This is a genomic window from Robinsoniella sp., assembly GCF_034124845.1.
Genome location: NZ_JAWYAJ010000483.1, coordinates 1 through 9693, shown reverse-complemented (window position 1 = coordinate 9693; position 9693 = coordinate 1). Strand labels below are relative to the sequence as shown.

The window sequence follows — 9693 nt, the reverse complement described above, 5'->3', positions numbered from 1 at the left end:
GGAGAGTTTAATCAATGATAACTACAATGGGATTATGATTTCACCCATTGACCAGAATGCGACCGCTGCCCTCATTGACAAAGCCAAGGATGAAAATATCGCAGTCAGCTGTGTTGCACAAAGCCAGGACAATGCAGATATGAGATATATTGTAGATGAATATGAATATGGCTCCATTATCGGTGAAAACGCTGCTAACTGGATTAATGAAAACCTTAAGGATCAGGAAAAAGTAAAAGTTGCAATTATCTCTCAGGACAATGTGGAAGCTGTTATACCAAGGGGCGATGGTGTCCAGGAAACCCTGGAAAAGATGTGTCCAAATGTGGAAATTGTTTCGAGACAGGCGGGGGATACACCGGAGGCAGGCATGAAGATTATTGAAGGTGTACTGCAGCAGACGCCGGATCTGAATATCGTGGCGGCAGTGAATGATTCCGGCGGCATCGGAGGATATCAGGCATTAGTTGCAGCCGGATTTACCGGAGAAGACCCGGTTGCTGTATTTTCAGGTGATGCAACAGATGAGGCGTTAAATGCCATGAAAGAAGACAATACCATCTATCGCGGAACGGTAGACCTCAATCCCTACGGGGCAGGCTTTGAAAGTGCAGAAAAACTTTTTGAATATGTCAAGAATGGAAGACCCACAGAGCAGGAGGATATCTTCCTGAAACCGGTGGCGGTTCCGTTAAAGGATTTATTAGACGGAACTTATAAAAAATAAATAGTGTATGGAAACGGACAACCAGGAGGTTTGAAATGCAGAACACAATATTAAAGGTGCGTGATGTTTGCAGGTATTATCCTGGAGTTAAGGCGCTGGATGGGATATCCTTTGAGATCGGCAGGGGAGAAGTACACGCTATATGCGGAGAGAACGGTGCAGGAAAATCTACCTTTATCAAGATACTGACCGGGGCAAATGAACCCAGCAGCGGAAGTATTGAGTTTGAAGGAATATCCTATAAGCGGCTGACTCCCAGAAAGTCTATGGAATTGGGGATCAATGTGATTTATCAGGAATTTAGTCTGATTCCGTTCCTTTCCGTAGCTGAAAATATATTCTACGGCAGGGAAATCAGGAAGCACGGTGTACGTGATATAAAGGCGATGAATCAAAAAGCACAGGAACTGTGCGGGGAAATGGGAGTTGACATCGATATCCATGCCAGGGTCTGCGACCTGGGAATTGCATATCAGCAGATAGTTGAAATCTTAAAGGCGGTTTCTCAAAAATCCAAATTTATTATAATGGATGAACCTACTGCACCCCTAACCGTAAACGAAACACAGATATTTTTCCGGATTATTGAAAAGCTGAAAAAAGACCAGGTGACGATTGTGTTTATTTCACACAGACTGGAAGAGGTGTTTCAGATCTGTGACCGTGTAACAGTATTCTGCGACGGTAAATATGTTTCTACTAAAAAAGTCACGGAAATCACACAGAAGCAGCTGATTTCCAGTATGGTTGGAAGGGAGCTTGCGGATGATTATCCGATGCCCCGCCGCAGCATCTCAGAAGAAGCGATTTTGAAGGTGGAGCACCTGGGAAATCAAAACCTGAATCATATTTCTTTTGAACTGAAAAAGGGAGAAATACTGGGGTTTGGGGGACTGGTAGGTGCCGGGAGAACAGAACTTGCAAGAGCCATCTTCGGTGCAGACCATATAGCAGAAGGCACCATGGAATTAAAGGACAAACCATATGTCCCGCGTTCACCCAAGACAGCATTAAAAGCCGGGATTGGTTTGATTCCCGAGGATCGGAAGAACCAGGGGGTTGTGCTGAGTCTGTCTGTGAAAGAAAATGCGTCTTACAGTATCCTGAAGAAGTGTTCCAGGGGTATGGTCATATCAGCAAAGTCAGAAACCGGATATGTGGATCAATATATCAGAGAATTAAATATCAAAACGCCTTCCAGAGATCAGTTGGTGAAGAACTTATCCGGCGGGAACCAACAGAAGGTGGTGCTGGCGAAGATGCTGGCTACCAATTGTGATGTGCTGATCTTTGATGAACCCACCAGAGGAATTGATGTGGGGGCAAAATATGAGATCTATTCCTTAATGTGCCGGCTGGCAGAACAGGGCAAGAGCATTATCATGATCAGCTCGGAAATGTCTGAACTGATCGGAATGTCGGACCGGATCCTGGTTATGGGAGCAGGGTGCATAACAGGAGAGTTAACAAAATCAGAATTTAAGCAGGAAACTGTCATGCTGACAGGAGGCATTGATTTATCGGTAGGATCGATAGCGGGGGTATCCAGCGTAACTGCTGCCATGCTGATGCTGAACAAGATTCCGATTTTTCTCACCTGCATTCTTGTGTTAATAATTGCTGTGTGCTACGGTGCGATCAATGGTTTTTGTGTAACCAGGCTTGAGATGCCGCCGCTGATTGCCACCCTGGGGCTTCAGACAGCCCTCAGGGGGCTGGCATACATTGTAACGGGAGGATTGCCGGTATTTGGATTTAATAAAGCCTTCGGCAAATTTGCAACAGGAACGGTTGCTGCAATTCCCTATCCGGTAATACTGGTGATTCTTATTTTTATCATCGCCATTTATGCACTGGAAAAAATGACAATCGGACGCTATCTGTATGGTGTTGGCGGCAATGAAGAAGCTTCCAGGCTATCCGGCATCAATGTGACCAGGATTAAATTATTTGCCTATTCAATGAGCGGTTTACTGGCTGGGGCTGCAGGTCTGGTACTGCTGTCCAGAACAAACAGCGGACAGCCTTCTGCCGGAACCAATTATGAGATGGATGCAATTACAGCAGTTGTTTTGGGAGGCGTAAGCCTAAGCGGAGGAGAAGGAAAGCTGTCCATGGTCATTATTGGTGTACTGCTAATGGGAATACTTGGGACGGGAATGATAATGCTAAATATTAATGACTATGTTCAGCAGTTGGTGAAGGGAATCGTTCTGATTGCAGCCGTAGCATTTTCTTCTTATTCGAAAAGGATCAGAAGTAAAATGATTGCAGAATCCTGATGAATAATATTTTATGATTTGAATAAGTAGCCGGATAAGGAGGAAAAATATGAAACGCTCAGAAGTGAACAATATTATAGAATATGCCATTGCACTTACTGAAAAAAGAGATCTGCCGCTGCCGCCCTTTGCAAAATGGGGGCCGAAAGAATGGAAAAGGGCAGGGGAAAATGAAAGAGAACTCATGGATAATATGCTGGGATGGGATATCACCGATTTTGGAAGCGGTGACTTTGAAAAGATCGGGCTGACGATCTTCACTTTCCGAAACGGAAGCTTTCTTGACAAAGAAACTTATCCCAAACCCTATGCAGAAAAACTGCTTCTGGTAAGAGACGGACAAATTCTCCCTTATCATTTCCATTGGAGCAAAATGGAGGATATTATTAACAGGGGAGGCGGGGATCTGGTTCTGAAATTGTATAACTCCGATGAATCAGAAGCGTTTGCTGATACGGATGTGCTGGTGGCTGTCGACGGACAGAAAATGACTGTTCCGGCAGGAGGAAATGTAATCTTAAAGCCGGGACAAAGCATAACGCTGATGCCTGGGCAGTATCATACCTGGCAGGGTATACCCGGAACAGGGGACGTGGTCTTGTTCGAGGTTTCATCTGTAAATGACGACCGTGTAGACAACCGGTTTCACAGGGCGGTGGGAAGACTACCGGAAATAGTAGAAGACGAACCGGCGAAATACCTAATTTTTAATGATTATTGTAACCTGGACAGACACAAGATATAACCCATAAAAGTTAACATTCCCGGAATACATATATAAAAAACAGATTAAAATCCCCTGCTCTATATGAAAACCAATTTAAAAATCCCCTTTCACGGAAAAATGAAGGAAAAGTTGTGATATAATCGTCCTATTAAAGAAAATAGGAGATAATGGTTATGTGGAAGCAGAGAAAAAATATTATAATTGCAGGATGCGGACGTTTTGGAGCAGGACTTGCCGCTGAGTTATCCAGGGGAGGTGACCAGGTCGTGATTATTGATCCTAATGCGGATGCATTTCGAAAACTGCCACCTGATTTTGACGGAATCCAGGTAATGGGAAATGCAGCGGACCCGGATATCCTGGAAGAGGCAGGAATGGGAGATGCCATTCAGGTCATTACCGCTACAAATGACGACAATATCAATTGTATTGTGGCGCAGATGGCTAAGCAGATCTATGGTGTAGACACCGTTTTTGCAAGACTGGAAGATATGAAAAAGCAATGCCTGCTGGATTTTATGAAAATTAAGGTGATATGTCCCGTAAGCCTTTCCATAAAAGAATATGATCATCTGACCTGCAACCCCGCATCCTAAGAGAAGGTCTTGCAACGAAATATAATAAAATACATACAAAGAACTCTTTTTGTGCATAATAAGCAGAAAAACAAAAGGAGTTCTTTTTATGTTTGGAATATTAATTGCACTTTTATCCGGAGCCCTGATGAGCGTACAGGGTGTATTTAATACGGATGTAACGAAAAACAGCAGTCTATGGGTGGCAACCAGTTTCGTACAGTTTTCTGCATTGATCGTTTGTCTGATTGCGTGGTTTTTTACCGGAAGGGAAAGCTTTGGGGCGATTTTACAGGTTCCGAATAAATTTGCTCTCTTAGGAGGCGTAATCGGAGCTTTTATTACCATCACGGTTATTAAAAGTATGGATTCCCTGGGACCGGCAAAAGCAGCCATGCTCATTGTAATTTCCCAGCTTATTGTGGCATATATCATTGAGTTAATGGGGATTTTCGGTGTGGAAAAGCAACCTTTTGAGTGGCGGAAACTCTTAGGAATGGGTGTTGCAATCATAGGAATTGTAATATTTAAGTGGTAATTTAAAAATAGCTATTGTAATCGGGGAGAAAGTTCGTTAAAATATAAGAGATTGCATAGAGCGTGCCGGAAAATTATTTTGGTGCACGCAGGGGGCCTGACATCTAAATGATGAAAGGGGTTTATGTAATATGAATATTAGAAAAATACGCTTGGGAGCCTGCCTTTTGTTGCTGGCACTCAATTTAACCGGTTGTCAGGGGAATGAAATGCCACTGGTAATCGAGACAGAAACCGGCAGTACACAAGGGACAGAGACAGGCATTCCGGATTCCGGTATCCACCAAAGCGATAAGCAGCAAACGGACGAACTTGTAAAGACGGAAATATTTATAGATGTGAGCGGGGCGGTTGTAAACCCCGGAGTCTATGAACTGCCTGCGGATGCCAGAATCTATGAAGCAATACAACGTGCCGGCGGACTTCTTCCCGATGCAGATAAAGATTCACTGAATCAGGCAGAAAAGCTGAGTGATGGGCAGAAAATCAGAGTTTATACATCAGCGGAGGCAGAGACTATGGCTATTGCCAAAGTAGCTGCAGATCCGGAGGCACAGAGAGATAGCAATATTGTGAATTTGAACACAGCCGATGAGGCCGGACTTATGACACTGCCCGGTATTGGAGAAGCAAAAGCGAAGGACATTATCGCATACCGGACAGAGCAGGGTGGTTTTAAAAGTATAGAAGAAATCAAGAACATCAGTGGAATCAAAGACGCAGTATTTAATAAAATAAAAGATAAAATAGTGGTTTAATAAGGAGAATGAAGCATGGGAAAGAAAGTATTAGTTGTTGATGATGAAAAGTTAATCGTAAAAGGGATTCGTTTCAGTCTGGAGCAGGACGGCATGGATGTGGATTGTGCTTATGACGGAGAAGAAGCGGTCAGGCTTGCAAGAGAGAATGAATATGATATTATGCTTTTAGACATCATGCTTCCAAAGCTGGATGGATTTGAGGTATGCCAGCAGGTGAGAGAATTTTCCAGTGTTCCTATTGTAATGCTTACAGCGAAGGGGGACGATATGGATAAAATACTGGGACTGGAATATGGTGCAGATGATTATATAACAAAGCCCTTTAACATTCTGGAAGTAAAAGCAAGGATTAAGGCCATTATCAGACGTACAGCGAAAAAGGCAGAGGCATCTACCAGAGGGAAAATGGTGGAAGTAGGAGACCTTGTATTAGATTGCGAAGGCAGAAGGGTCAGCATAGCCGGAAGAGAGATTAACCTGACGGCGAAAGAATTTGATGTATTGGAACTGCTTGTGTTTAATCCGAATAAAGTTTACAGCAGAGAAAATCTTCTGAATATCGTGTGGGGATATGAATATCCGGGCGATGTTAGAACAGTGGATGTACATATCAGACGTCTGCGTGAAAAAATTGAGACAAATCCCAGTGAACCCAAATATGTTCATACAAAGTGGGGCGTTGGATACTATTTTCAGCATTAGAGCAGCTCTGGAGAGAAGTTCCGGCTTAAAAAAATGAGGGGATTATGAGACGTGCGATGGATTTTTAACAATAAATTTATAAAAAAATATGCCAAGAGTCTTCAGGTGCGCATATTTGTGATTTTCTGTCTGGTTGGAATGCTGCCGATTATGGTCTTGAAATTCGGGATCTTAAAAAGCTATGAAAACCAGTCTATTCAGCAACGGGGAAAAATGGTTCAAAACCAGTGCATTAACATAGCGGATCAGTTAAGTGATTCGATGTATATTAAGGGGAATGCATCACCGATCATCGACAATGAACTGGCACAGCTGGCTAATCTGTACAGCGGACGGGTGGTAATCGTTAACAACCAGCTTCGGGTCATTAAGGATACATACGGCATTGACGAGAAAAAATTTATCGTGTCGGAGGAGCTGATCAAGAGTTTTAAAGGAGAAGATACCCTCCACTATGATAAAGACGGTGAATTTATTGAAATGACCGTCCCTGTAAAAGATGCAGTTACCAAAGAATTAATCGGCGTAATGATTGTAAGTACGCCTACTCAGGATATAAAAGATGCCAGGGATTTATTAGGCAGACAGGTTTTTGTGCTGCAGATTGTGCTGGCGCTGTGCGTGATCGGGATCGCTTTTTATACGTCCAAGATCCTGGTGCGTCCCTTTGGTAAGGTAACACAGTCTCTGGAAGAACTGACCGGAGGATTCCTGGAAGATGATATCAAGCTTTTGGACTACACGGAGACACAGCAGTTGTCTGAGGCATACAATAAAATGCTTGGACGTATGAAGGCACTGGATGATTCCAGGCAGGAGTTTGTATCCAATGTCTCCCATGAGTTAAAGACACCGATTACCTCCATGAAGGTACTGGCAGATTCCCTTTTGATGCAGGAAGAAGTGCCGAATGAGCTGTATAAGGAGTTTATGACAGACATTGCAGAAGAGATTGACCGGGAAAATAAGATCATCAACGATCTTCTTTCGCTGGTTAAGCTAGATAAAAAGGCATCTGATCTGAATATCCAGCCTACTAATATCAATGAACTATTAGAACTTATACTGAAAAGGCTCCGCCCCATTGCCGCAAAACGCAATATCGAACTTGTATTGGAAACCTTCCGTCCTGTTTCCGCTGAAGTAGACGAGACAAAACTGACGCTGGCAGTATCAAATCTCGTAGAGAATGCCATTAAGTACAACAAAGAAGGCGGATGGGTACATGTGTCCATCAATGTAGATCATAAGTATTTCTATGTAAAAGTAGAGGATTCCGGTATGGGTATTCCGGAAGATTCCCAGGAGCATATTTTTGAAAGATTCTACCGGGTGGATAAATCACATTCAAGGGAAATCGGGGGAACGGGTCTTGGTCTTGCCATTACAAGAAATGCAATTCTAATGCACCGGGGCGCGATTAAGGTATACAGTAAAGAGGGAGAAGGGACGACATTTACCGTAAGAATTCCTTTGAATTATGTAGGATAATGGGGAGATACAACATGAAGAATTTCTTTAAAATATTGCTGGTTGCAGCAGTGCTGCTGGCTTTGTCGGGATGTACAAAAAAGATGACAGAGCAGGCTAATCTGAAGATTTACTGTACAAACAGCGAAGGAACAAAACTGGTGGAAGAAAATTATAAAGCTTCCTCTGCCAATCCGGAGGAGATGATCCGGGAAATGCTGGATAAGCTGAAAGCTGACCCGTCTCCAATGGAACATAGCAGTCCCATACCGGGAGAGGTTCATATAGCGGGTTACCAACTGCAAGGAAAGCAGCTGACGATAACGTTTGATGATGCTTACCGAAAAATGGACAACGTAACCGAGGTGCTCATGAGGGCGGCGGTAGTAAAAACCCTGGTTCAGATCGAAGGTGTTGACGAAGTTGTATTCAAGATCGGTGATCAGGATCTGCTGGACGATACGGGAAATCCCATAGGACCAATGAATGCAGATACTTTTATCGATACAAAGGGGAAGGGAATTAATTCTTATCAATATGCCTCCTTGACACTTTACTTTGCAAATGAAGATGGTACCAGGCTGGTTAAAGAAATGCGCAATGTTCATTATTCCACAAATACAACACTGGAAAAGGTGGTTTTGGAACAGCTGATTGCAGGACCTGTGAATACAAAACTTCAGCCTGTTTTACCGGCAAATACAAAAGTATCAAATGTATTAGTGGATAAAGAAAAATGTACAGTGAATTTTGATGAAAGTTTTAATAAAATACAGTTAGACCGAGTAATTACACCAGAAGTTACTATTTATGCCATGGTAAATTCAATAATCGATACCTGTAAAATATCACAGGTTCAGATGCAGATAGGCTCCAATTCAGAGGTTCTGTATCGAGATAAAATCAGTTTTAAGGCGCCTTTTGAACGGAGCAAAGATATTATTATGCAGGTAGAGGGTACAGCAACAGAGAAAGCGGCTTCGGACAGTCAGGCGGATACGGATATGACAGGTACAGAAAATGATTCCAATATCCATGAGCCGACAATGGGAATTGATCCGGATCTGAAGCAGGAAACGGATACCGCAAAGGAGAGTGACAAGTGACAAGAAGACCGCTTTGTGTCATTTGTTTACTGGTGATCGGCTGGCTGCTGGTCAGCGGGAAGTACGGGATGAATGAAGATTCATCCTGGACCTCCCGGTTTTACGACAAAAAAGTGACTGTTACGGGCCAGCTTGTGAAACAGGAACAAAGCACCACATCGAATCAATTATATCTGAAAAACAATTCTATTCTTTATCAATCAAAATCTTATAAAATTCCAAATCAAAAACAAATTCTAATATTTACTGAGGATAACACAAGCTATAGAGCCGGAAGTTTATTAACTGTATCCGGGATCTGTCAGGAAATCCAGGAGCCGGGAAATCCGGGACAGTTTGATCTGAAAAAATACTACGAGATCAAAGAAATTCAGATGGTTCTGAATAAAGGAAAGGTACTAAATGCCGGCAGAACTTATTGGCATATCAGGCAGTTTCTGTGGGATGTAAGAGAGCGTTTTAAATGGACATTTCTGCAGATAGCAAATGAAGAAAATGCCTCTGTTCTGGATGCAATGCTGCTGGGGGACAAGAAGGAACTGGATCCGGAAGTGAAAAAGTTATATCAGGACAACGGAATAGCCCATATATTGGCGATTTCCGGACTGCACATATCCATGCTTGGAATGGCATTACATAAGCTGCTGCGAAAACTGGGTATATCCTGGTACCTCTCCGGGGCGGCAGCAGGTGCCATCATGTCAGCTTACGGTTTGATGACCGGATTTGGTGTTTCCACTACCCGGGCAGTGATCATGTTTCTGGTGTATCTGCTGGCGGGGATACTGGGCAGGACTTATGATATT

Annotated in this window: 10 protein-coding genes; all 10 read left to right on the top strand. The window is 43.1% G+C overall.

The window, feature by feature from the left end:
• The coding region (locus ACH2DQ_RS23660; RefSeq protein ID WP_395028551.1) for a sugar ABC transporter substrate-binding protein at window positions 1-727 on the top strand (727 nt) is incomplete at its 5' end.
• Window positions 728-762: 35 nt separating this feature from the next.
• Window positions 763-3009: an ATP-binding cassette domain-containing protein gene (locus tag ACH2DQ_RS23655; protein ID WP_394915641.1), complete on the top strand. Its 2247-nt coding sequence runs from the start codon at window positions 763-765 to the stop codon at window positions 3007-3009.
• Between the two features lie 49 nt (window positions 3010-3058).
• Window positions 3059-3754, top strand: a complete 696-nt coding sequence (locus ACH2DQ_RS23650) for a D-lyxose/D-mannose family sugar isomerase (RefSeq protein ID WP_394915642.1) — start codon at window positions 3059-3061, stop codon at window positions 3752-3754.
• A 155-nt stretch (window positions 3755-3909) separates the two neighbouring features.
• A complete protein-coding gene (locus tag ACH2DQ_RS23645; protein WP_394915643.1) occupies window positions 3910-4332 on the top strand; it encodes a potassium channel family protein in 423 nt (140 codons plus the stop codon).
• Window positions 4333-4420: 88 nt separating this feature from the next.
• A complete protein-coding gene (locus ACH2DQ_RS23640) occupies window positions 4421-4849 on the top strand; it encodes a DMT family transporter (RefSeq protein WP_394915644.1) in 429 nt (142 codons plus the stop codon).
• A 130-nt stretch (window positions 4850-4979) separates the two neighbouring features.
• Window positions 4980-5606, top strand: a complete 627-nt coding sequence (locus ACH2DQ_RS23635) for a helix-hairpin-helix domain-containing protein (RefSeq protein WP_394915645.1) — start codon at window positions 4980-4982, stop codon at window positions 5604-5606.
• 15 nt (window positions 5607-5621) lie between these two features.
• Window positions 5622-6311, top strand: coding sequence for a response regulator transcription factor (locus ACH2DQ_RS23630; RefSeq protein WP_394915646.1), 690 nt, complete (start codon window positions 5622-5624; stop codon window positions 6309-6311).
• A 60-nt stretch (window positions 6312-6371) separates the two neighbouring features.
• Window positions 6372-7802, top strand: a complete 1431-nt coding sequence (locus ACH2DQ_RS23625) for a sensor histidine kinase (RefSeq protein ID WP_394915680.1) — start codon at window positions 6372-6374, stop codon at window positions 7800-7802.
• A 14-nt stretch (window positions 7803-7816) separates the two neighbouring features.
• Entirely contained in the window at window positions 7817-8887 is a 1071-nt protein-coding gene (locus tag ACH2DQ_RS23620; RefSeq protein WP_394915647.1) for a GerMN domain-containing protein, read from the top strand.
• A partial coding sequence (locus ACH2DQ_RS23615; protein ID WP_395028550.1) for a ComEC/Rec2 family competence protein occupies window positions 8884-9693 on the top strand: 810 nt, incomplete at its 3' end. The genes ACH2DQ_RS23620 and ACH2DQ_RS23615, both read left to right, overlap by 4 nt.